The sequence below is a fragment of the Bacteroides sp. AF29-11 genome (assembly GCF_003602895.1).
GTDB classification, from domain to species: domain Bacteria; phylum Bacteroidota; class Bacteroidia; order Bacteroidales; family Bacteroidaceae; genus Bacteroides; species Bacteroides uniformis.
This window is the reverse complement of record NZ_QTLY01000003.1, coordinates 196,613-219,820: the sequence shown is the minus strand read 5'-3', so window position 1 is coordinate 219,820 and position 23,208 is coordinate 196,613. Positions and strand designations below refer to the sequence as shown.

Here is a 23,208-nt window from a genome sequence, read left to right as displayed (position 1 = left end):
ATTTATGAAAATTCACGAAGGAAAATGTACAGAGAAGATTTTGAAAGAACGTGAACGGATTGGTAGTCGGTTAGCCATTCTTCGCAAGAAGAGAAATATGACCCAAGAGGAATTGGCTAATCTTTGTGGTGTTAATCGTGTTAATATAGCCAAGATAGAGAAAGGGGCTTATAATGTGAGCATTGATATACTATCTAAGGTAACATCCGCTCTTGGTTTTGTGATAGATATAAAAGTGGATAGCTCTGTTTGTCCGACTCATTTCTCTCAACGTAAACCTGTAAAGCTGGTAATAGGGAAAGACTATTATGTCAGTTTTGGCAATAACGAAGCCCATAGATGTAAGCTGGTTGATATTCCGGAGATGTACCAAGGTCAAAGAATTAAAATCGAAACTCCGACCCCGAGAGGGTCTATCACCCACATATTATTTGCCGATGAAATAGGAACGACACCTGACGAGGCTGTAATGAACCAAGTAACGATGTAAAAACATTAAAAGGGAGGAAGTGCAAGTTCCCCTTTTATTGAAATCACCTTCGCTACAACCATCTGCAGCGAGGGTGATTTTTTAGTTTATGAGGGTTTCTACACACCCTCTTTCATCAGGGCTATTCAGAAATTTAATGGTTTCTTCTGAATATATAATCTTAAATTGATGGTTCGGAATCAATTCTAAAGCTGGGAAATCAGTAGTGATTAACAGTTTTAGTCCCTTTCTTTAATATGTAAAAGCAACTTGTACAAAAGAAGTTTCTTATGTACGGGATAGCAGCAATAACTCCGTTGAGCCTTCGTGGGGACAAGCCGAATTTGATTTTATAATGTGGGTTTATAAGGTACAGTCTCCGGTCAATGATTTGATAGTTGGCTTGCCGGGCGATGCGATTGAACAGTTCGATGGTGCATCCGGTGCTCTTTATATCCAGTAGCTCCGTGATTACGCGTTCCTGCTCACCGCATAGTCTTAATATCCATCTGTATAAAGTGCGGGGAAGGAGGTGGAGAAAAGGGAAATGTGAAACAATGTGGCTGTGTGCTATCTGCTGGTGGCCTCCGAATGGCATTTGCCAGGCGGGAAATCCTACAAATACAGCTCCGTCGGCAGACAAATGTTTTTGTAGGCCGGAGAGGAACCGTTCTTTGTCTCTGATATGCTCTATCACATCGTGTAGAAGAATCAGGGGAAAATTCGTAGCCTTGTCCTTAAGCTGGAAAATGTCGGTGGCAATGAACTGTCCCTGCTGATGCCTTTGGGCGAAGAAGGTCCTGGCTTGCTCTATTCGCATGGCATCAATGTCTACGCCCATCACCCGGCAATCGGCTTTGGCAAAGGGAAGCAGATTGCCTCCCTCTCCACAGCCCACTTCCAGCACTTTATCGGGGATGTGTCCGATGACTTCCTTTATGTAGGGGATATAATAGTTCTTGCTGGTCTGTGACTGTTCATCAAAGTAGCTTTCCCGGTCGGTATGTCGTTTCTGCATGTTCTTTGTTCCTTCTTGAGTTTGATTATCCATATAAATAGATAATCAGTCGGGTAAAAGACTGCGTGGCGCATCGTTTTTTTACCAGGAAATGCGGAGGCCTACCGGGAGGGTGAATGTGAACGGGTGTTCCTTTCGGATGGTGCGCAGTTGGCTGCCGTCGGGGATATAATAGTTTACAGTCGGCTCCAGATAGATGCCTGCCTGGGGTGTGAGGCGATATTGTATGCCTATACTTGTGTTGACCGACCACTGCCAGGGAGCACTTACCGGCTGGCTGTCGAGCTTGTGTGGAATACTGTCCGTGACATGGAAGCTTTGGAGTGTTCCTTTTATGGGGATATCCACCTGTATGCCTGCCGTGGCATAACCGGAGAAACGTTTGTAATGCCAGAAACGGTAGGAAAGCCGGAGAGGAATGCCGATATAATGCAACTTCTGGTTGTCTTGAATGCGGAATGCTTCGCCGGTAGTGAACTCCGACCTGAGAAGCGTATATTGCAATCCGGTTTCCAGACTCCAACGCTCATTCAATTTCTTGCTGAGAGAGAGTCCCACGACGATGGGGGCATGATGTTGCTGGTTCTCAACAATCCTGCCGCTGTTATTCTGGGCAATCTGCATGAGTCCGATGGAATCTTTTCCCAGAGTACCCTGCTGATAGCGGGTGTGCAGATAAGAATAATACTCTTCCCACGTGCTGACTTGTTGAGGAAAGTCACTTGAAATGCCGTCGGTATGTGGAGTGGCAATCAGCTTATATAAGTTCTGTGCCAGTTGCGGTCCGAGTGAACCTGCCAGCATCAACTTCCATTTTCCGGATTTCTTCTTGCGGGTTGGCGGCATCAGGGAAGGGGAGAAGACGAAAGCCATCTGTCGGTTGGTGATGGTCTGTCCGGTGAATGGAGAAGGTATGGGATATTTGTGGATGCTATCTTTCATTGTGGGTATGGCAAGGGGCCATTCTGTGGAAACTGGAACGGGAGGGATGATTCGTTCCCTTTTGTTCAGATTTTCTTTGGTATGGCATTGTTCGTCGGTTCGGGGAGTATCGGTTTTCTTTGTTTGTTGCGTACTCCCGGCTTGCCTGGAAGAAACTTTGGACAAACGGTTTTCCCTGATACTCTTTTTCTCTCTGTACAGATAGTCATACAGCGTTGGAAAGAGAAGCAATACTGTCAAAACAATGAATACACGGTATCCTGCCAGCATCTTTTTAAGTAAAATTTTCGCCCGGAACAATTGGGAGGAAGAGGAGTGTGGCGCTATACCCAGTAAATCTCCGATTTCTTTGTGGGACAATCCTTCCAGTACTGCCAGTTTAAATACCTTGCAGTAGCCCTCCGGAAGGCTCTCCACTATATCCAGCATCTTATCGTACGAAATGAAATCCGGACAAAAAGGATTTTCAGCAGGCTCTTCCTCTTCCGGAATATCTGTCAATGGGATGGTGGGGTTGGCATTGGCATGGTTGAGGTATTGCAGTGCCAGGTTTCTCATAATCTTTTTCATCCAGTATTCCAGTTTCTCCGGGTTGCGCAGCGAATGAATGGAAGTGAATATGATGACAAAACCGTCGTGAAGAAGATCTTGGGCTATCGTTGGGTCGGGAATATAGCGTAGGCATACTTTCAGCATTTTCTCTGAATAGTTTGCGTAGAGCAGGCTCAAGGCCTGCCCGTTTCCCTTCTGGCATAAAGTGACAAGAGCTTTTGTATCCATGTGTTTGTCTCAATGTTATTTCTTAAGGATAGAGAAGAACATGAATGACTGCATGGATTTTTATTTTTTAACTAAGCCCCCCGGTTGGCTTCTGCTGCACAGTCCGGACAAATGCCTTTCAGTACATAGTTGATGCTGTTCAGCGTAAATCCTTGAGGCAGCTTCACCACCGGAGTGGGAATGTTGGTGAAGCAGAAGGTTTTGTTGCATTTCTCGCAATGGAAATGGGTGTGCAGGTCGCTTACGTCGCAAGAGCAACTGTCGCTGCACACGGCATACTTGAAGGAACCCGTCCCGTCATCTATACTATGTATCAGATGATGGGAGAGGAATAGGGTAAGGGTACGGAAGATGGTGGATTTGTCCACCGTATCCAGCATGGTTTCAAGGTCGAGCAATGAGACGGAACGGCCTGCCTGCATCATGGTGCGCAATACCAGGATGCGGATGGCAGTGGGCTGTATGTCCCTTTTGGCCAATAGGTCCAAATATTTCTTTTCTTCCATTTTTTCTATTTAATAAGTTTTTGTATGCGTATGGCGTTCACTATCGCAATGAGGGCGACGCCTACGTCGGCAAAGACAGCTTCCCAAAGTGTAGCGATTCCACCGGCACCGAGGATGAGGACAAGCAGCTTCACTCCGAAAGCCAGCGAGATGTTCTGCCAGACAATCCGGCGGGTTTGCCTGCCCGCATGAATGGCGGTGGCCACTCTCGAAGGCTGGTCTGTCTGTATCACTACATCGGCGGTTTCGATGGCGGCATCGCTGCCAAGTCCGCCCATGGCGATGCCCACATGGCTAAGGGCAAGAACCGGGGCATCATTGATGCCGTCGCCCACAAAGGCTATTCGGTTGGCAGGGTTGCTGCGGAGTGCCTCGATGTGCTTCACCTTTCCGTCCGGCAGCAGGTCTCCGTATGCCTGGGTGATGCCTAGCTTTTCTGCAAAGTTAGTAACAATGGCTTGTTTGTCTCCCGATAATATCTGAATATTATTGATATTTAAAGCTTTTAATTCTTTGACGGCGTTGACGGCATCTTCCTTTAATGTGTCTGATAGCAACAGATAACCGGCATATTTTGTTCCGATGGCGCAGGCCACAATCGTATCGACAATTGATGACAATTCATCGGGATATTCTATCCCGAACTTAGTCAGCAGGCGGGTGTTGCCCACCAGGACACGCGTTCCATCCATAGTGGCTTGCAGTCCGTGGCCGGCAATCTCCGTAACGTCCGTTGTGGCAATCAACTCTATATCCCTTTGTTTGGCATAGCTTACGATGGCTTTGGCTATGGGGTGCGTACTGTTTCGCTCTGCCGAGGCGGCAAGCTGTATCAACTTCTCTTCCGTAACTCCCGGTTGTGCCTGGCAGGATTGTACATCGAAGGTGCCTTTGGTCAGCGTACCCGTCTTGTCGAATACCACCGTGTTGACTTGGGTGATGGCATCGAGGTAGTTGCCACCTTTGAAGAGGACACCCAGGCGGGAGGCGGCGCCGATTCCTCCGAAGTAGCCTAACGGAATGCTTACGACGAGGGCGCACGGGCAGGAGATAACCAGAAAGACCAATGCCCTGTATAGCCAGTCATTGAAGATGAACGAGAATTGTGCATCTGCCAGCGAATAGAGGAAGGGGAGCAGTACAATCAATGCCGCCAGTCCGGTGACGGCGGGCGTATAGATACGGGCAAACTTACGGATGAAAAGTTCTGCCGGCGCTTTGCGCTCGGAGGCATTCTGCACCAGTTCCAATATACGGGAAAGAGCACTTTTCTCGAAGGGTTTGGTGACTTGGATGCGTACGACTTTGTCGGTCGCAATCATTCCGGCAAGCACTTCCCCGCCCTGGCGGATGTTGCGGGGAACACTTTCTCCCGTCAGTGCGGAGGTGTTGAAGGCGGCAACTTCGTCCAGCATCGTTCCGTCCAGGGGGACGCGCTCTCCGGCTTTTACTTCGATGGTTTCGCCTACCTGCACATGTTGGGGAGCTTCGACAAGCGTACTGCCGTTTCTGATGACCGTTGCCGTTTCGGGACGTACGTCGAGCAGGGCGCTGATGTTACGCTTGGCTTTGTCTACGGCTTTGTCCTGAAAGAGCTCTCCCAAGGAGTAGAAGAGCATGACGGCAACGCCTTCGGGATATTCGCCTATATAGAAGGCGCCGAGGGTGGCGATGGACATAAGGGTGAATTCGCTGAACACGTCCTTTTGCAGGATGCTTTCCCAGGCTTCCCTCATCACCGGGAGGCCTACGGGGAGATAGGCAAGCAAGTACCATATAAAAGGTACATACTCTCCCTTGAAGAGGGTGGCGTCAGTAGCATTCAGGATGAGCCCTCCGAAGAGCAATAGGGCGGAGAGGATGATTCTCCAATAATCTTTCAGCAGACTGTTTCTTTTTTTTTGTATCGCTGTATGTCCGTGTGTGCAGCAGCATTTGCAACTCATATTGTTTCCTCCTATTTTCTATTTTCTGCAGCAAAGGTAGCGGAAAGGAGATGCAACTTGGTTGCAAAGTGAAAAATCCCGGACTGTCCGGGTTATCTTAGATTTCCAGCATCCGTTTCTCCCGTTCCAGGTCTTTCGCGTTCAGCAGGGGAGAGGGGACGGAGCAGGTTTTGATGAAGTCGCCCGGCTGGCAGGTGTAGTTGTAGTAGGGGCGTTGCTCGTCGGTCAGCTGGTCTTGGGGGATGAGCTGGCCTTTCAGTTCCAGGAAGTCGTCCATGGAGGTGCTGTCCGAGTGTTTGATGAAGAGGATGCGGCGGGCTATGGGGTTGCGGTTATAGTCCAGGCAGAGGTAGAGCCCTTTGAGCAGGTGGGGAAAGTCGTACATGGGTAGTTGCAGGTAGATGGTGAACAAGGCCAGTTGGGGTGCCTCGCGTTCGTTGAAGAAGATATAGGCATTCTGGTGGTTGTTGAAGACAGCAGTGCCGAAGTGGGTGGTGTTGTAGGCGCTCATGTGCACCACTTTGACATGGTCGTTGCTGTCGGCAGGGGTTATCAGGTAAGGTTCCACTTTTAAGGCATTGGAGGAGGAAGAGAGGCTGTAACTGATGTAGATGCCGCTGTAATTGTACACTTCCTGCGCCGAGTGGAGCATCTCATGAAGTTTATTAATAATGGAAATTCATTTTTGCTGTCAGCACCCGCCTCTATCTTTGCCGCCGAAATCAAGAACGAACTTAAACGACACACTATGTTCAACGGTGAGAAAAAACAGATAATACAGAGCAAGAGACTGGCTGATGCCTTGTTCATCCTTTGGGCGGGTGGAGCGGTTTTGCTCTCCTATTCACTGGTCTATGCGCTGCGCAAGCCGTTTACGGCTGCGGGCTTCGACGGGCTCGACTTCTTCGGGATGGATTACAAGACGGCAACCAGCATCGTGCAGATTTCCGGCTATTTTATTTCCAAGCTGATTGGCATCAAGGTAATTTCGGAACTGAAGAAGGAGAACCGTCTGAAGTTCATCATCCTCTCGGTGGCGGTGGCCGAGCTTTCGCTGGTGCTGTTCGGAGCGTTGCCCCGGCCGCTGAATGTCTTTGCGCTGTTCTTCAACGGGCTTTCGTTGGGATGCATGTGGGGAGTGATTTTCAGTTTCCTCGAGGGGCGGCGGGTGACGGACCTGCTGGCGAGCCTGATGGGGCTGAGCATTGCCATCAGTTCGGGCACGGCAAAGTCCGTCGGGCTGTTTGTGATGGAGCATCTCCACATCAGTGAGTTCTGGATGCCTGCCTTTATCGGTGCCTTTGCCTTCCCGCTGCTGTCGTTGCTGGGCTGGCTGATGACGAGAATGCCGCAACCTACCGCGGCAGACCGGGCACTGCGCTCGGAACGGGTGACGCTGGACAGCAGGGCGCGTGCGGACCTCTTCAAGAGCTTCATGCCGGTATTGCTGATGCTGTTTGCGGCAAACTTGTTCATCACCGTCTTGCAGGACATCAAGGAGGACTTCCTGGTGAAGATTCTGGATGTGGAGGCGGCGGGGCTGTCGTCGTGGGCATTTGCCAAGGTAGATGCGGTGGTGACACTGATTATCTTGTTGCTTTTCGGGCTGATGTCCGCGGTGAGGAGTAATATAAAGGTGCTGTGCCTGCTGCTGGTGCTTGTGACGTGCGGCACAGCGACCTTGGGATTCGTGGCCTTCAATTACGATGGGTTGCAACTGCCACCCATGACGTGGCTGTTCCTCCAGAGTTTGTCGCTCTATACTGTTTACCTCAGCTTCCAGACGTTGTTCTTCGAGCGTTTCATCGCCTGCTTCCGCATCAAGGGGAATGTGGGGTTCTTTATTGTCACACTCGATTTTATCGGGTATACCGGTACGGTGGTGGTATTGGTATTCAAGGAATTCTTCAATCCGGACATCAACTGGCTGGATTTCTATAACCTGATGTCGGGCTATGTCGGCATTGTGTGCAGCGTGGCTTTCCTATGCTCGGCTGTCTACCTGGTGCAGCGCTATCGCAAGGAGAATGCTTCGGGACCGTTGGGCTCTTCCCTTTTCCGTTTGCGCCGTTGGTCCCGGCCGGGCAATTCCTTGCTTCTTGAGACTGAATAATAATAATATATCGTATGAAAAGAATTGAATGTATCATTATGGACTGGGCAGGAACTGCCGTCGATTACGGTTGCTTTGCTCCCGTCGCCGCCTTTGTCGAGAGCTTTCGGGCCATCGGCGTTCCCGTCACTGCTGCCGAAACACGTGCGCACATGGGGCTGACCAAAGTAGAAGAAATCCGTGCGCTGTTCGATATAGAGCGTGTCCGTGCGGAATTTGAACGGAAATTCGGCCGTCCCGCCGGTGAGGAAGACGTGCAGGCACGTTATGCCGAATTCCAACGGGTGTTGTTTGCCTCGCTCGAAGATTATACCGACCCTATTCCCGGTGTGGTGGAAACGATTTCCGCACTGCGTGCGCAAGGCATCCGCATTGGCTCCACCACCGGCTATACCCGTTCTCTGATGGATGTTGTGCTGCCTGCCGCCACAGCCAAAGGCTATGCGGTAGATAATTGCGTCACTCCCGACGGGTTGCCTGCAGGCCGTCCTGCTCCCTACATGATATATAAGAATATGGCAGACCTCGCCATCCCCTCCGTAGATTGTGTGTTGAAGTATGGCGATACCATCGCCGACATCAAGGAGGGTATCAATGCCAAAGCATGGACCGTCGGCGTAGTCCTCGGCAGTAACGAACTGGGACTGACACAAGAGGAAGTCTCCTCCTTGCCTGCCGATGAGCTCGAAGCCCGTAAGGCCGATGTCCGCCGCCGCATGCTTGCCGCCGGTGCCCACTATGTGGTCGATACCATTGCCGAGCTCCCCGCAGTCATCGCCGAGATAAACCGTAAACTTGAGATTTTGTAACCCTTATAAACGTATAAACTTAAAAACTCAATGCATATGAAACCCTACATTCTCCTTACCCCCGGCCCCCTTACCACCTCACAAACCGTCAAGGAAGCCATGCTGACCGACTGGTGTACTTGGGACGAAGACTACAACCTCCACATTGTGGAAGAAATCCGCAAGTCCCTCGTCTCCCTCGCCACCCAGCATACCGGCGACTATACTTCCATCCTCCTGCAAGGTAGCGGCACGTACTGTGTGGAAGCCGTCATCGGTAGCGTCATCAAGCCTGGCGACAAACTTCTCATACTGAGCAACGGCGCCTATGGCGACCGCATGGGCAACATCGCCGAGTATCACGGCATCTCGTACGACATGCTTGCTTTTGACGAAACAGAGCAAGTCTCCGTCAGCTACGTTGACGACTATCTTTCGCACAATGCCGAAATCACCCACGTTGCCGTGGTGCATTGCGAAACCACTACCGGCGTGCTCAATCCCCTCAAGGAGATAGCCCACCTCGTCAAGATGCACGGCAAGAAACTGATTGTAGACGCCATGAGCAGCTTCGGCGGTGTTCCCCTCGATGTACACGAACTGGGCATAGACTTCCTCATCAGCAGTGCCAACAAGTGCATCCAGGGTGTTCCGGGGTTTGGCTTCATCATCGCCCGCCGTTCCGAGCTGTTGCACTGCAAGGGCGTCTCCAAGTCACTCTCTCTCGACATTTACGACCAATGGGAAGCCATGGAGAAAGGACATGGCAAATGGCGTTTTACTTCTCCTACACACGTGGTCCGCGCCTTCAAGCAAGCCATGGACGAACTGGCAGAGGAGGGCGGTGTGGAGGCCCGTCACAACAGATATTGCGAGAACCACCGCGTGCTGGTGGACGGCATGCGTTCCCTCGGTTTCCAAACGTTGCTGCCGGACGAGATTCAATCGCCCGTTATTACTTCTTTCCTCTATCCTTATGCCGATTTCAACTTCAAAACTTTCTACACACAACTGAAAGAGCGTGGATTTGTCATCTATCCGGGAAAGATTTCGCAAGCCGACACTTTCCGTATCGGCAATATCGGAGATGTTCATCCCGAAGATTTCCGGCAGCTGATAGAGGTAATTCGCGAGTGTAAATACTAAGCTCCGAATCTGCACAGATTTAATCGTTCCATCGTGGAGGAAAAATCGTTCCACCATGGTGGAACGATTTTTTCCCAGTGGTGGAATAATATTTTCTCCATGATAGAACGATTTGTCCTTCGCCTTCCTTCTCCTTAAGCTTCCCTATTAAATTTGACCTTCGTCAAGTCTGTAAACGCTATCTTTTCGTATTTTTGCACCCAATTTCGGAGGTATCAGATTTATGGCAACATCCAGAGAAATGACGGAAGGACGGGCTCTTCCGTTGATTTTCAACTTTACTTTGCCTTTACTGCTCGGCAATCTGCTGCAACAGACCTATTCATTGGTAGATGCAGCTATCGTGGGGCGCTTTCTGGGTATCAACGCCTTGGCTTCAGTCGGGGCAAGCACTTCGGTCGTTTTTCTTATTCTGGGATTCTGCAATGGCTGTTGCGGAGGTTTCGGCATTCCCGTGGCGCAAAAGTTCGGTGCGCGGGATTATGTCACGATGCGCCGTTATGTGGCTGTCAGCCTGCAGCTGGCTGCGGTGATGTCTGTTGTCATTGCCGTGGTTACCAGCATTTACTGTGCAGATATTCTGCACATGATGAGTACGCCGGAGAACATATTCACGGGAGCCTATTATTACCTGCTTGTCACGTTTATCGGGGTTCCCTTTACTTTCTTCTATAATCTGCTGTCCAGTATTATCCGTGCATTGGGTGACAGCAAGACGCCGTTTTGGTTTCTACTTCTCTCTACGGTACTGAATATCCTGCTCGATTTGTTCTGCATTCTGGTACTGGGTTGGGGAGTGGCAGGAGCTGCCATCGCTACCGTATTTTCACAAGGCGTCTCGGCCATATTGTGCTACATCTATATGATGCGTCGTTTCGACATTCTGAAGACAACGCCAGCCGAGCGGAAATTCGACGGTGCTTTGGCACGCACACTGATGTACATCGGCGTACCCATGGGACTGCAATTTTCCATTACTGCCATTGGCAGCATTATGCTGCAAAGCGCCAATAATGCTTTGGGTACGGCTTGTGTGGCTGCATTCACGGCAGCCATGCGTATCAAGATGTTTTTCATGTGTCCTTTCGAGAGTCTGGGCATGGCAATGGCCACCTATAGCGGGCAAAACTACGGTGCGGGCAAGCCGGAACGTATCTGGATGGGAGTCAAGGCGAGCGCCTTGATGATGATTGTTTATTGGGCGTTCACTTTCTGTGTACTGATGTTCGGTGCCAGGACTTTTGCCCTGCTCTTTGTAGATGCCTCTGAGTTGGAGATTTTAAAGAATACGGAGTTGTTCCTGCACATTTCTGTTTCCTTTTTCCCGGTTTTGGGACTGCTCTGCATCCTGCGATACACTATCCAGGGGGTGGGATATACCAATCTTGCCATGCTTTCCGGTGTCTCGGAGATGATTGCCCGGATACTGGTCAGCCTGCTGGCTGTTCCGACTTTCGGCTATCTGGCCGTGTGTTTTGGTGACCCTACTGCATGGATTTTTGCAGATGCCTTTTTAATACCAGCCTTCATTTATGTCTATCGGCGGATACTTCGGATGAAGAAAAATTAGTGTATCTTTGTATCGGGGAGTTGAAAGAAGAATGACCGGACGAAAAATTATACACATCGATATGGACGCATTCTACGCCTCCGTAGAACAGCGTGATAACCCTGCATTGCGGGGCAAGCCCATTGCCGTGGGCCATGCGGAGGAGCGGGGAGTGGTGGCGGCAGCCAGTTACGAGGCACGGCGTTTCGGGGTGCGTTCTGCCATGTCGTCACTGAAGGCAAAGCGGCTGTGCCCCCAACTTATCTTTATCCCGGGACGGATGGAAGTCTACAAATCCGTTTCCCGCCAGATACACGAAATCTTTCATGAATATACGGATGTCATCGAGCCCATTTCGCTGGACGAGGCTTTTCTGGATGTGACGGAGAATAAACCGGGCATTCCATTGGCTGTAGACATCGCGAAGGAGATAAAGCGGAAGGTACGGGAGAGGTTGAATCTGGTGGCTTCCGCCGGCATATCCTATAATAAGTTTCTTGCCAAGATAGCCTCGGACTACCGCAAGCCGGACGGGCTTTGCACCATACATCCTGCCCAGGCACTGGACTTTGTTGCCCGGCTGCCCATTGAAAGTTTCTGGGGAGTGGGACCGGTAACGGCGAAGAAGATGCACACCTTGGGGATTCACAACGGGGAACAGCTGCGCATGCAGTCTTTGGAGATGCTGACCCGCGAATTTGGCAAAGTGGGGACAGTCTATTATGATTTTGCCCGTGGCATCGATACCCGTCCGGTAGAGGCTGTCCGCATCCGCAAGTCTGTGGGTTGCGAACATACGTTGGAGAAGGACATCAGCAAGCGTTCATCCGTCATTATAGAGCTGTACCATGCGGCAGTGGAGCTGGTGGGGCGACTGGAGCACACCAATTTCCGCGGGAATACGCTGACGCTGAAAATCAAGTTTCATGATTTTAGCCAGATTACCCGCAGTATGACCCAAACAAAGGAGCTGGGTGCCCTTGACGTGATTCTGCCTTTGGCAAAGCAGTTGCTGCAGGAAGTGGATTATGAACATCATCCTATCCGTTTGATTGGACTTTCCGTTTCCAATCCCCGTGAAGAGGAGGAGAAGGGAGTCTGGGAACAACTGAGTTTTGAATTTAGTGACTGGGAGACGGACCATTCAAATAAATAATGCTATATTTGTGTTCAGTATTAAAAAAAGGAAAGCTATGGGCTGTTTTATGAATATTTTGTGGTTGATGTTTGGAGGTATCATCACTGCTGTGGAGTATCTTATTGCAAGTTTATTGATGATGTTCACCATTATTGGCATCCCTTTCGGCATGCAGACCTTGAAAATGGCAAGCCTTGCCTTGTGGCCTTTCGGCAAAGAGGTTCGTAGCGGGGAACGTTCCAACGGTTGCCTCTATGTGCTGATGAATATTCTTTGGATATTCTTGGGCGGCATTTGGATTTGCCTTTCGCACTTGGGATTTGGGTTATTGCTGTGCATCACCATTATAGGCATTCCTTTCGGTATCCAACACTTTAAGCTGGCAGGGCTGGCATTGACTCCTTTCGGGAAGGATATTGTTGCGGCTTGAGCGATTGTGCTGTATCGTTTTTTTATAAATATATGTAAGTATAATTGATGGTGGAGGATGAATGGCGCTTTAATCTTATTGTAATGTGCTTCTGCTTGCATGCTAAATGTTTAGCTTTGTGTTTAGCATCCGATTATGGTTCTATTTTTTGTTTTTATTTGAATTATATATAATAATAATTTTATTTTTAAAAGTGAAATGTTATATTTGTGATTATCCTCACCTATAACACTTCACATATATGCGAAAAACACACCTTTACACGCTACTATGCGTCCTATGTTTTCCATCTTTGGTTTGTGCACAACAAGCCGTTTTTGATGAATTCAGAAAAGCGGCAGGAGATTATGCTGCTCTTTACTCCGGTAAGGCAGAGGAAAATTATAACCAGCAGAAGTATCTTAACCATCCCTATTGGAATACGGATGAATTTCGCGAGGGGGCTGTCTGTTATGGCAGATGGCTTTACTCGGATTTGCAGCTCCGTTATGATACCTATAAAAAGAGTCTGATTGTGGTTACTCCGGAGAAACGGATAACCTTGCAGGTAGATATGCGGAAAGTGGATTATTTTGTCATAGAAGGACAGAAGTTTGTACCGCAGGGTGACTGTTTCGCTGCGTTGCTATATGATAGTCCGCAAATGTGCCTGACACAGTATATCGTATCCACAATGGAGTCTCAGGTGAAGAAAAACGATCTTTATTACAGCCGGTTCAAGAAAAAGAGCTATTTCAGTCTTCGCAGTGGCGGAACCGATTATGTGATAACTTCCCGTTCGGGTTTCTTGAAACTTTTTCCTACATACAAGAAGCAGTTGAAGGCTTATTGCCGGAAAGAGCGGCTGGACTTCAAGGAAGATGGCGGTGTCCGGGCAATGACCCGGTTAACGGAATATATTGATTCCTTAATTCATGGAAAATAATATGAAAGCACATAATCTTAAATATACAGTAGCCTTTTTCCTCCTATTGTCGCCTTTCGGCATGTTTGCACAGCAACAGATGGCTATGGACAGCATTTCCATATTCGAATTGATGGATGCAGTAGAAAAGGGCACGTCTTGCCGTATTTATACAACGATAACGGTTCCTTTTAAAGTGAAGCGGGCAGAGGTGAAGAACCCCACTGCCGAGTACTTGAGAGAGGCTTTGGCAGCTACTATCTATAAGGTGACGGTTTATGGTGACAGAATATTTGTCTTGCCGGAGGTTTTTCTGGCCACCTCGCTGCCACCGGTATTGATGGGGGAAAAGTTGGAGACGGATGAGGAACTATTGCCTTCATACATTCCTATTGTGAAGTCTTCTTCAGAAAACAAGGTCTATGAGATAGGAAACAAGTACAAGCCTGCCCCCGGAGATATGATAACTTTGACCGGAAGAGTTTCTGACTTTAAGACCGGCCAGAATCTGGATGGTATCAACATCATTCATCGAGAGCCGTGGGTAGCTACGACGACCAACCGTCAGGGGGAATTTACCATTGACCTGCCTGCAGGCTATAATATTCTTGAAATCAGTGGGATGAATATCAAAGTGACCCATCGGCAATTTATGCTTTATGGTGAAGGCATTGTCCATATCGAGTTGGAAGAGGAAGACCATATGTTGGATGAGGTGCTTATTGTTTCGGGGCGTATACAGAACGTGAAAAGTGTGCAGTTGGGAATGGAGAAGCTGCAGCCTGCCCTGCTGAAAAACATTCCTACGGCTATGGGTGAGGTGGATGTGCTGAAGATGATACAGACACTTCCCGGCATCAAGACAGTGGGGGAGGCATCAAGCGGTTACAATGTGCGTGGGAGTGCCGCTGACCAGAACCTGCTTCTTTTCAATAACGGAACGATTTATAACCCCAATCATCTTTTCGGTTTTTTCACGGCTTTTAATTCGGACATGATAAAGGATGCGGAACTTTATAAGAGCAGTATCCCCAGCCAGTATGGCGGGCGTATCGCTTCCGTACTGAACATCACCAGCAAGGAGGCGAACAAGGAAAAGTTTACCGGTTCTGCAGGTATCGGGCTTGTGACCAGTAAGTTGAATCTCGAGATTCCCATCATTAAGGAAAAGACTTCCCTTCTGCTGAGTGGACGTACGACCTATTCGGACTGGATAATGAAGACATTGCCCAACAAAAGCGGGTATCGTGATGGGAAAGCCGGTTTCTATGATTTGGGGACTGTCTTCTCGCATACGGTGAACGAGCGCAACAAGCTGAATGTCTATGGCTATTATAGTCACGACCGTTTTGCCTTTAATGACAATGAGAAGTATGCCTACAACAATATGAATTTCTCGGCAAACTGGAGGACTGTCTTTGCAGAAAAGCTGACCGGAAACTTCTCTTTCGGTTATGACCACTACGATTACCGAAATGATGAAACGGTGGAGGAAGCGTCTGCCGCACGGCTGTCTTTTGCCATTAACCAATGGTTTGGAAAAGCGGACTTTCTTTATCAAGCCGGCAATAGCCATGCGGTGAACTTCGGTTTGATGAGCCAGCTGTATAATGTGAATTCCGGGACCTACGAGCCGGTGGGGCCTAATTCGCTGGTAAGATATGATGAACTGCAAAAGGATAAAGCACTGGAAAGTGCCGTTTATATAGGGGATGAATGGGATATAACTTCCAGGCTCTCCATCAATGCGGGTATACGCTATTCCATGCTCAATGCTTTGGGACCGCGCACTTACTATACATATCAGGAAGGTATACTGCCCTCCATGTCTTCGGTGGCGGATTCTATCACAGCGGGGAATGGAAAGGTCATCAAGACCTATCACGGACCGGAATTCAGAGTGTCGGCACGTTATGCCTTTACAGATGATTTTTCCGTAAAGGCCGGTTTCAATACGATGAGGCAGTATATCCATAAGGTATCGAATACTGCCGTTATGTCTCCTACAGATACCTGGAAGCTGAGCGACCCCAATATCAAGCCTCAACGTGGCTGGCAGGTGGCGGCAGGCGCCTACTATAATACGCCGGGGCAACTTCTGGAATTATCTGTAGAAGGATATTACAAAAAGCTGATTGATTATCTGGATTATCGCAGTTCCGCCCAAATCTTGATGAACCACCATCTGGAGACGGATGTCATCAATACGGAGGGATATGCTTACGGCGTGGAATTCCAGGTGAAAAAACCGGCTGGAAAACTGAACGGGTGGATGAGCTATACTTATTCGCGCACTTTCTTGCGTCAGAATGATCCGCGCATAGCCCGTCCCATCAATGGTGGAGAATGGTATCCGACCGAGTATGACAAGCCGCATGACTTCAAGCTTGTAGGCAATTACAAGTTTACCCGCCGTTACAGCATGTCTTTCAATATGGATTACAGTACGGGCCGTCCCACCACAATTCCTGCCGGGCAATACTACGACCAGGGTTTGAAGAAAATGCAGGTTTACTATACCGACCGTAACAGTTATCGTGTTCCCGACTATTTCCGTATGGATTTGTCGTTCAATATTGAACCCAGTCACCACCTGACATTGTTGACCCACAGTTCCCTTTCTTTCGGTATCTATAACCTGACCGGAAGGAAGAATGTGTACTCTGTCTATTTTGTGTCCGAGGAGGGTAGGATTCAAGGATACAAGATGTCCATATTCGGTGCTCCCATTCCTTTTGTTACTTATAATATTAAATTCTGAAAGGGTATGAAGAATAAAGTATATTGGGTGATATGTATATGTCCGTTATGGTTGTTCCTTAGTAATTGTGTGGATAAGTTCAATGCCCACTTGCCGGAAAGTAGTATCGGCCTTCTCATAGTTGAAGGTAGTATAATATCGGATAGTGCTGTCGTGTTTTCTTTGAGCCGTTCCTTTTCCTTGGATGTGGAAGGGGTTCCTCCTGATTTCAATAAGGTGGATGCTGAAGTTTGTGTAACCGGTGAGGATGGCTCCAGTTTTAGGGGTGTTGCGTTGGGTAATGGAAAGTACCGGGTTGCTGTCGGAACATTGCATAGGGATGTTCGCTATAGCTTGAAGATTGTCTATGAGGGAGATACTTATATTTCCGAACCTCAATATCCGATAGGGACGGAAAGCATAGACGATGTCACTTACGAACAGCAAGGGGAGTATGGTGATGTCAGCATCCGTTTCTCCATGCAAAGCAAAGATGCTGCATGTTATTTCTGGAATTATGAAGAAGATTGGGAGGTTAGAGCAGTATACAATCCTATGTGTGCTTATGATCCCGATACAGACAAGGTTGTTGATTATGATGCCAGACCATACTCACGCGGATGGTGTCACAGTGAATCGTCCGAGATAATAATAGGTAATATGGAAATAAACAAGGATAATCGTGTAAAGGATAAGTGTCTCTATTCCATTGAAGCAGATGATATTCGTTTTTCTTGTTGTTACAGTACTATAGTGAAACAACGTAAGATTTCGAAGAGTGAATATGAATATTATCAGGAGAAAATAAAGCTTAATGAGGAGATGGGTGGGTTGTTTGTTCCCCAGCCTTCGGAATTGCCGTCGAACATTAGATGTGAAAGTTCAGATAAACAGGCTATTGGATATGTTGGTGTCAGTTTGAATGTGGCGGAATATCGTATTTTCATTTCTACAGATGATATACAATATAGGCTTCCTGAGGGGTATTGTCAGGGAGCGAAAGGGCTGAAAGAAGAGTATACATTTTTAGATTTATACTTGATGGGGTATACCATTGCATATCCGGACCCGGACCCACGTACGGGATTCAAAGGTTATGCATGGGTTTCTGGAGGTTGTACAGACGTACGCTATTTAGGTGCCAGCTTGGAAAAGCCTTCCTTCTGGCCAGTTGAAATCAATCTGTTTTAATAAGAAAAAGCGATGAATAATGCAAAATATATAGTAACATGGATATGCTTGTTGTGGCTCACTATTGGCAGTTGTGTGGATAAATTCAATGCGCACTTGCCGGAGAGTAGTACGAGGGTGCTTATAGTTGAAGGTAACATCATATCAGATAGTACAGTCGTTTTTTCCTTGAGCTGTTCCTTTCCTTTGAATGTAGAAGGAATTCCTCAGGATTATAACAAGATAGATGCAGAAGTCAGTGTAGTAGGAAGTGATGGTTCTTGTTTTAATGGCACTTCTTTGGGAGATGGAAAATACCAAGTTGTAATTGGCTCTTTGAATAAAGATGCCAGCTATAGTCTGAAAATTGTGTATGAAGGGGATATTTATACTTCGGAGCCTCAATATCCATTGGAGACAGAAACAATAAATGACGTTACCTACGAGCAACCGGAAAAATACGGTGACATCTCTATCCGCTTTTCTATGCGGAGTGAAGATGGCGGATGTTATTTCTGGAGTTACGAGGAAGATTGGGAAGTGAGGGCAGTATATAATCCCAAGTTCCGTTATGACCCTACCACTGATGAGGTGGTTGATTTTGATGCTACACCATATGCACGGGGATGGTGTCATGATAAGTCGGCTAAAATCATAGTAGGTAATATAGGAACAAATAAGGATACTCAATTGAAGGATAAGTGGCTCTATTCTATAAAGGCGGATAATAACCGTGTCTTTCATCATTATAGCACTTTGGTGAAACAGCGTAAGATTTCGAGGGGCGAGTACGAATATTATCAGGAGAAAATAAAAATCAATGAAGAAATGGGTGGATTGTTTATTCCTCAGCCTTCAGAACTTCCTACGAATATTATTTGCAACAATTCAGGCAAAAATGTAGTTGGTTATGTGGGAGTTAGCATGAATGTGGCAAAATATCGTATTTTCATTTCTGCCGATGATATATATTATAGGTTTCCTGACGGTTATTGCCAAGAATTTAGAGGTTGGGCAGATTCGTACATGGATTTATATGTGATGGGATATGCTATTGCTTATCCATTGATGGTAGGTTATGCATGGGTTTCCGGAGGTTGTACAGACGTACGCTATTTAGGTGCCAGCCTGGAAAAGCCTTCCTTCTGGCCGGATGAAATGAATTAATATTGAAATGATATGAAGAGAGTGATATTTTGTATTATAGGTTGGGTTCTTGTATTGGGATTACACGCTCAAATTGTTGAGAATATGCGTATTTATACAGACAAGGACTGCTATGTGGCTGGAGAAGATTTGTGGATAAAAGTTTGTGTGACGGATTCCTTGTCTCGTGGAAGCGTATTAAGCAAAGTAGCTTATGTAGAGATAAGTGACACGAAGCTGGTATACGCACAAGGTAAAATCGACTTGCAGAACGGGAATGGATGGGGGTGTATCAGACTTCCGCAAGTCATGCATACCGGAGCTTACCAACTGACAGCATATACGCGTTATATGAGGAACTATCCTATGGCTTGTTTCCCAAAGAAGTATATAGCCTTGCTTAATACTGTTCAGACAACAGAGGAGGATAATGTGGAACTTTTCACGGATTCCATTACCGTTTCACAAGCTTCCGGCAATCAGCTTTCCGGAGCGGACTTATGGACAGATAAATCGGTCTATGGGAACCGGAGTAAAGTAGCCTTGACATTACCCAATCTGCCTGCTGATGTCAAGGAGCTTACTCTGTCCGTAGTACGAAAAGACTATGTGCTGAAGGGTTTTCCAATATCAGCCGACGGGCAGAAGAACTATACAAGTGTTCCGGAACGGTCATTTGCGGCAGAGTGTGAAGGGCATATTGTAACCGGCAGGCTGATGGGAGCGCCTGCTGACAATGTAAATACACGTCTGGCATGTGTGGGCAAGGATATTCGTGTCTTTGACGGACAGCCTAAGGCTGACGCTATTTATGCTTTTTATACGACCGGAATAACGGATATGCAGGAGATTGTATTAACTGCATTACCGGAGGAGGAAAGTCCCTGCCGATTGGAGCTTGTTTCTCCTTTTGTCGGGGTGTTGGCGGAAAAACTTCCTAAAGTCTGTGTGTCATTTCGGAAAGAAGACTTGATAGAGCGTGGTTTCAGCGCGCAATTACATTCTCTTTTGCCGGTAGATTCTTCGTATAGCAAGAGTATATTGCAACAACTTTATGATTTTGTTCCCGCTTCCACTTATAATCTGGATGAGTATGTTCGTTTCAGGACTGTGAGGGATGTTTTTGTGGAATTTGTCAAGGGAATACGTATCAGTCAGCTGGAAGGTAAAGATGTCATCCGGATACTGCAACCGGATATAAGGAGATTCAGTAATATGAAAACACTGGTGTTGTTAGACGGGATTCCGTTTGATGACCATGAAACCATTCTGAACTATGATGCCCGTTTGATACACTATATACATCGTTATACTGGCAAATATACTTTTGGCGGGGAGTTGTATGATGGAATTGTTTCGTTTATAACCCATCGGGGAACATTGCCTGATATACGTTTGGATAAGAATTCACAGATGTTTTCTTATGAGTTTCCACAAAAGAGAATCGCATTTGTTGCTCCATCATACAATTCAGAGAAACAAGCCGGTTCTCGCTTACCGGATTTTCGGCATACACTTTATTGGAATCCGGAGATAACTTCCGCTATGGGTACACTCAACTTTTATACTTCGGATATGAACGGAATATATATAATTACCCTACAAGGAATTTCGGTTGACGGTAGGGAGATAAGGATGCAAAGCGAGTTTGTTGTTGGTGCTAACCATTAGTATAGATGGATAAAAAAGAAAAAGGGCAGAGAACTGAAAAGTTCCCTGCCCTTTATTCATTGTATTTAAAGGTGTTTTTTTACATGGTTACGAGGGACTGCTTTGCAAGCAGCTTTTGTAGTTTACCGTTCAGTGTTTGACACATTGTTCCATTACCCATTGCCTGATAGCGTTTGATTTGGTATTGTAACATAAAAATTTCATTTGCATTCTTTTTCATAATTCTCATCTTTTTGTGCTCTCCGCGTTTCGGAAAGCGGGTTTTTACATCTTTTCTTTTATCTTATAACGTTGCAAAGATACGAAATGTTTGCGAGAAATGTGTTTTATAACATAAAAAAACAGCCATTCATCCTTTATTTTCTTTAGAAATACTAGATTTTGCAATCTATATATGACAAATATGTTACGCAAGTTTCGCAAACTCTTCCTTGTTTTATACCTTTGTAAAAAGGAATATTTTAGTATGGAGAATATTGTCAGAACAATAAGAGCTTATTATCCGGTTTCAGATGAAGCATTGGCAGCATTGACACATGGTTTTGAAAAGCAAGTGTTTCCTGCCAAAACACTTATTATCCGTGCAGGACAATTTGATAGGCAAGTCCACTTCATAGAGAAGGGAATGACACGCTCGTACACCTTGCACGATGGAAAAGAAATAACGACATGGTTCTCTATGGAAGGTGATGTAGCTTGTGGCTCGTGGGATTTATATAGGAACAAAGCAGGCTTTGAATACGTGGAAACATTGGAAGAAACACTGGTCTATTCTATTTCCATTGAAACGCTTAATGAGTTGTATAAGTCAGATATAGATATTGCAAATTGGATGAGGGTGTTACAACAGGAAAATTTTCTTCGCTTACAAGATATTCATATATCTCGCCTCAACTTGTCTGCGTATGAGCGTTATGAAAAATTAATGAGTGAGTGTCCGGCCCTTTTTCATAGAGTGACTTTGGGACATATCGCTTCTTTCCTTGGCATTACACAACAATCATTGAGTCGTATTAGGGCAAAGGGGTATTTTTTAACATAGGATAAATTCCTATACATTAGAGTTTTGTATTTTTGTCCGCAAAAACAGAATACGTATGAAAACAGAATATGAAAAGTGCATGGCTGGCGAACCTTTTATAGGAAGTAGGGATCCGAAAATAGTGGAGATGATTTTGCGTACAAAACGTCTCCTGGCACAGTTCAATGCCACAGATTATGCCGATAGCAAGCGCAGGAGGGAGTTGTTGTGTGAGATGTTGGGACATGTAGGCAAGAATGTGCATGTGGATATTGACTTCCATTGTGAATGTGGCAAGCATATTTTTATGGGCGACAAGGTAATTGTCAACATGAATTGTACCTTTGTGGACAACAATCGTATTGACATAGGTAGCAACGTCCTGATAGCCTCTAATGTACAGATATATACGGCAACCCATTCTACCAAAGTAGATGAACGTATGGTGCAGGACTGTCCGGAAGGACAAGAAATCTGCCGTACGTATGCCTTACCTGTACGAATAGAGGATGGAGTATGGATTGGTGGAGGGGTTGTCATTTTGCCTGGTGTCACCATCGGGAGGAACAGCGTTATCGGGGCGGGGAGTGTGGTTACCCGTTCTATTCCTGCGAATTGTGTGGCAGTGGGAAATCCTTGTCGTGTGATAAAACAGATTGATAATATAGTATCTGTATGAGCATGTGTTGAGTAAATGTATTATCTTTGCATATATTACCATGTAAACAAGAGAGACTATATACTTATGGGGAAATTGGCGGAACTTTGGCGGAGTCCTTATCCTACGTTTTATCAACGCTGGAAGGCAGTAGTGATACCTTCGGCCATTATTTTTCTGATATTATATATACTTCAGCCGTTCGGTATTTCCCGGATAAAGGGAAGTGTGTTTGGGGTGGTTGCCGGTTCTGCATTGATTGCGGCAGGTGCTTCGGGAGTTTTCACCTATTTGCTTCCGGCATTATTTCCTGCTTATTACAAGGAGCAGAACTGGACATTGGGTAAGCATGTGTTGAATTTGCTGCTGATGTTGTTGCTGATAGCAGTGGGGATTTGGGCCTATCAATCATGGTTGATGGGAATGTGGTTGGACAAGCGGTTGTTCTTTCTGGCTTTGTCTTGGGTAATGGTGCTGGCACCTTTTCCTACCATATTTTTTCTGATGTGGAACCGCAATTTGCAACTGACCCGCAATCTGAAAGAAGCTATGGAGATGAACGGTCACCTTTCAAGGAGAATATCCCCGGAAGTTGGGATAGCGAGCTTGGAAGACAAGGTGTTTTCCTCGGAAGAAGCGTTGGTGTTTGCCGGTGGCACCAAAGAAATGCTGGAAGTAAAGGCCGGAGATTTCCTTTATGCAGAGGCAAAGGGGAATTACGTAAAAGTAGGTTACCGTTCAGATTCGGATAAAGAAAAGAAAATTACATGGAGATTGTTGCGTGCCACCATGAAGCAGGCAGAGGAAGCTGTCTCTGCTTGCCCTTTTATTATCCGTTGCCATAGGGCCTTTCTTGTAAACATCCGGATGGTGGTGAAAGTAGATGGAAACTCTCAGGGATATAAGCTGAATCTGGAGGGTTGCGAAGAGGAGGTTCCGGTTTCACGCGCATACGCCAAAGAGGTGAAAGCATTGATTGAAAACCGAACAAAGAGTTAGTCACTCGTCACAGAAATACGTTGTTCGTCACAAAGAGTTTGTTGGTTGTCACATATCCGGGCTGTCTGTCCCGG

At 46.8% G+C, this 23,208-nt stretch carries 20 protein-coding genes and 1 pseudogene; 15 read left to right on the top strand and 6 right to left on the bottom strand.

Annotation, left to right across the window (positions count from 1 at the left end):
• The first annotated feature begins 4 nt into the window (after positions 1 to 4).
• On the top strand, positions 5 to 490 hold the full coding sequence (locus tag DWZ03_RS06420) for a helix-turn-helix domain-containing protein (RefSeq protein ID WP_016272883.1): 486 nt from the start codon (positions 5 to 7) through the stop codon (positions 488 to 490).
• 199 nt (positions 491 to 689) lie between these two features.
• Here DWZ03_RS06420 and DWZ03_RS06415 read toward each other — a convergent pair whose 3' ends face one another.
• The 5 genes and pseudogenes from DWZ03_RS06415 to DWZ03_RS06395 all read right to left on the bottom strand — a co-directional run.
• Positions 690 to 1,487, bottom strand: coding sequence for a class I SAM-dependent methyltransferase (locus tag DWZ03_RS06415; protein WP_120129487.1), 798 nt, complete (start codon positions 1,485 to 1,487; stop codon positions 690 to 692).
• A gap of 81 nt (positions 1,488 to 1,568) precedes the next feature.
• Positions 1,569 to 3,209: a sigma-70 family RNA polymerase sigma factor gene (locus DWZ03_RS06410; protein WP_120129297.1), complete on the bottom strand. Its 1,641-nt coding sequence runs from the start codon at positions 3,207 to 3,209 to the stop codon at positions 1,569 to 1,571.
• A gap of 71 nt (positions 3,210 to 3,280) precedes the next feature.
• On the bottom strand, positions 3,281 to 3,715 hold the full coding sequence (locus DWZ03_RS06405) for a Fur family transcriptional regulator (protein ID WP_057097791.1): 435 nt from the start codon (positions 3,713 to 3,715) through the stop codon (positions 3,281 to 3,283).
• A gap of 5 nt (positions 3,716 to 3,720) precedes the next feature.
• Entirely contained in the window at positions 3,721 to 5,661 is a 1,941-nt protein-coding gene (locus DWZ03_RS06400; protein WP_117704007.1) for a heavy metal translocating P-type ATPase, read from the bottom strand.
• A gap of 97 nt (positions 5,662 to 5,758) precedes the next feature.
• Positions 5,759 to 6,316: pseudogene (locus tag DWZ03_RS06395) on the bottom strand (hypothetical protein); the annotation flags it as partial.
• Between DWZ03_RS06395 and DWZ03_RS06390 the strand changes: the two are divergent.
• The 11 genes from DWZ03_RS06390 to DWZ03_RS06335 all read left to right on the top strand — a co-directional run bounded on the left by DWZ03_RS06390 (position 6,317) and on the right by DWZ03_RS06335 (position 20,456).
• Positions 6,317 to 7,774 (top strand): DUF5690 family protein, encoded by a 1,458-nt coding sequence (locus DWZ03_RS06390; protein WP_120129291.1) that lies wholly within the window; start codon positions 6,317 to 6,319, stop codon positions 7,772 to 7,774.
• 14 nt (positions 7,775 to 7,788) lie between these two features.
• Positions 7,789 to 8,583, top strand: a complete 795-nt coding sequence (gene phnX, locus DWZ03_RS06385; RefSeq protein WP_120129288.1) for a phosphonoacetaldehyde hydrolase — start codon at positions 7,789 to 7,791, stop codon at positions 8,581 to 8,583.
• 36 nt (positions 8,584 to 8,619) lie between these two features.
• The gene (locus DWZ03_RS06380) at positions 8,620 to 9,708 is read left to right on the top strand and encodes a 2-aminoethylphosphonate--pyruvate transaminase (RefSeq protein WP_117865899.1); all 1,089 of its coding nucleotides are present in this window, start codon (positions 8,620 to 8,622) and stop codon (positions 9,706 to 9,708) included.
• 223 nt (positions 9,709 to 9,931) lie between these two features.
• The gene (locus DWZ03_RS06370; RefSeq protein ID WP_120129286.1) at positions 9,932 to 11,278 is read left to right on the top strand and encodes an MATE family efflux transporter; all 1,347 of its coding nucleotides are present in this window, start codon (positions 9,932 to 9,934) and stop codon (positions 11,276 to 11,278) included.
• 31 nt (positions 11,279 to 11,309) lie between these two features.
• Complete coding sequence (dinB, locus tag DWZ03_RS06365; protein WP_005831892.1) at positions 11,310 to 12,413, top strand: DNA polymerase IV; 1,104 nt, start codon at positions 11,310 to 11,312, stop codon at positions 12,411 to 12,413.
• 37 nt (positions 12,414 to 12,450) lie between these two features.
• Positions 12,451 to 12,825, top strand: coding sequence for a YccF domain-containing protein (locus DWZ03_RS06360; protein ID WP_005832831.1), 375 nt, complete (start codon positions 12,451 to 12,453; stop codon positions 12,823 to 12,825).
• 241 nt (positions 12,826 to 13,066) lie between these two features.
• Positions 13,067 to 13,750: a hypothetical protein gene (locus tag DWZ03_RS06355; protein WP_005832827.1), complete on the top strand. Its 684-nt coding sequence runs from the start codon at positions 13,067 to 13,069 to the stop codon at positions 13,748 to 13,750.
• Between the two features lies 1 nt (position 13,751).
• A complete protein-coding gene (locus DWZ03_RS06350; protein WP_008665291.1) occupies positions 13,752 to 16,490 on the top strand; it encodes a TonB-dependent receptor domain-containing protein in 2,739 nt (912 codons plus the stop codon).
• 6 nt (positions 16,491 to 16,496) lie between these two features.
• Positions 16,497 to 17,660, top strand: coding sequence for a DUF4249 domain-containing protein (locus DWZ03_RS06345; protein ID WP_057281677.1), 1,164 nt, complete (start codon positions 16,497 to 16,499; stop codon positions 17,658 to 17,660).
• Positions 17,661 to 17,672: 12 nt separating this feature from the next.
• Entirely contained in the window at positions 17,673 to 18,806 is a 1,134-nt protein-coding gene (locus DWZ03_RS06340) for a DUF4249 domain-containing protein (RefSeq protein WP_009038101.1), read from the top strand.
• 84 nt (positions 18,807 to 18,890) lie between these two features.
• Entirely contained in the window at positions 18,891 to 20,456 is a 1,566-nt protein-coding gene (locus DWZ03_RS06335) for a hypothetical protein (RefSeq protein WP_229122405.1), read from the top strand.
• Positions 20,457 to 20,535: 79 nt separating this feature from the next.
• Here the strand turns inward: DWZ03_RS06335 and DWZ03_RS19960 are convergent, their stop codons facing one another.
• The gene (locus DWZ03_RS19960) at positions 20,536 to 20,676 is read right to left on the bottom strand and encodes a hypothetical protein (RefSeq protein ID WP_005832819.1); all 141 of its coding nucleotides are present in this window, start codon (positions 20,674 to 20,676) and stop codon (positions 20,536 to 20,538) included.
• A gap of 246 nt (positions 20,677 to 20,922) precedes the next feature.
• On the opposite strand from DWZ03_RS19960, the gene DWZ03_RS06330 reads away from it, so the two are divergent.
• The 3 genes from DWZ03_RS06330 (at position 20,923) to DWZ03_RS06320 (ending at position 23,134) form a co-directional block, all read left to right on the top strand.
• Positions 20,923 to 21,498 carry a Crp/Fnr family transcriptional regulator gene (locus DWZ03_RS06330; RefSeq protein WP_016272871.1) on the top strand — a complete coding sequence of 192 codons (576 nt, stop codon included), beginning with the start codon at positions 20,923 to 20,925 and terminating at the stop codon, positions 21,496 to 21,498.
• Positions 21,499 to 21,553: 55 nt separating this feature from the next.
• On the top strand, positions 21,554 to 22,156 hold the full coding sequence (locus tag DWZ03_RS06325) for a sugar O-acetyltransferase (protein ID WP_016272870.1): 603 nt from the start codon (positions 21,554 to 21,556) through the stop codon (positions 22,154 to 22,156).
• Between the two features lie 66 nt (positions 22,157 to 22,222).
• Entirely contained in the window at positions 22,223 to 23,134 is a 912-nt protein-coding gene (locus DWZ03_RS06320; RefSeq protein ID WP_035457730.1) for a LytTR family DNA-binding domain-containing protein, read from the top strand.
• Positions 23,135 to 23,208 lie beyond the last annotated feature (74 nt).